We start from the raw sequence: 1,160 nt of genomic DNA, 5'->3' as shown, positions 1-1,160 counted from the left end.
AGGAGCGCTACGTTCGGCTCCGCTACGCTGCGCCTCACTTCGCTCTCCTGCCTGGAATACCTTAAATCTGTTTACACAAAGTTCTTAACACTACCGGTCCGGTATTTGGGTGGTTAATTTGCAATCGGGCTTACCATTTATAGGCTCATTCAAAGCTCATCTCCCGTAAGCGTTGGCAACTTGGTTTATCATTACACTCATAATCAAATAATAAATTCATCTGATTGATTTCCCATAAAACCTTTTAAGAATAAATTTACACTTATGCTATCTTATATTCTACAAATAGTTATTGAACTTTATATATAAAAATTCAAAAAGATTATCCCAATAATTATTATACAAAATTAAATATGGATATGCACTTATTCCTGTATTGGCATAGGTGCATTTTTTATAAAGCCACCAGCTATATAAAAAGAATTCGCTTTGCTGCATGAAAAAAAGTTTCCCAGAAAATATCCCAACTAAAAACAACTCGCTCAGCATAGCAATTCAGCCCTATTCTTTTCACTCTTACAAATGCGCAATTATAAATATTCTGAGAATACTCATCAGGGAGAGCTACAAGGTTATTCTCTTAATAAAAATCGAGAGAAAAGAATTCTGTGACAAAGACCGACATCGATCTAGAATCATTCTCTAAGCTCGTCAAATCGTCATTGGTGGTTTCAAAATTTACATAAATCAAAACTCCAATCACGATTAATTATGTGGCAATTCTTTATAACCATTCACAGGTAAACTGTCATAATCGGCTTTAGTTGCTTCTATATACGTCATTCTATTGAAATAGGGAGCTGAAGGATAATATTCTATAAAATAATGTTTTAATTTTAAATATCTATCATCACACTCACCATCATAGTTTTTCCCATTAACCTGAAAATAATAACTGCGTGTATAATGATATTTACCGTGATAACGATAGCCTAAATTTGTTGTTATTCCGTATTTGCTCTCCTTTTTAAGGAAATGAGAAGTCAAAAGAGAATAAATAAAGAGTTGATAAAGCCCACCCACCACAATAAACACTGAAACTATTATAATTGCAATAAATTTAAAACCTGTGTTCAAGGAATAAGTGCAACGCTACCTTCGAATCGTAAAAATACTTCATTTGCGGTGGCATAGCCAAATTTTCTTATTGGTCTGTTATT

At 33.3% G+C, this 1,160-nt stretch carries 1 protein-coding gene; it reads right to left on the bottom strand.

From position 1 onward, the window contains the following. Nucleotides 1-705 precede the first annotated feature (705 nt). Nucleotides 706-1,077, bottom strand: coding sequence for a hypothetical protein (locus tag BLU80_RS19345; RefSeq protein WP_139188227.1), 372 nt, complete (start codon nucleotides 1,075-1,077; stop codon nucleotides 706-708). Nucleotides 1,078-1,160: the final 83 nt, after the last annotated feature.

Source organism: Arachidicoccus rhizosphaerae (assembly GCF_900107765.1).
Lineage (GTDB): Bacteria > Bacteroidota > Bacteroidia > Chitinophagales > Chitinophagaceae > Arachidicoccus > Arachidicoccus rhizosphaerae.
This window is presented reverse-complemented; position numbering and strand designations above follow the sequence as displayed.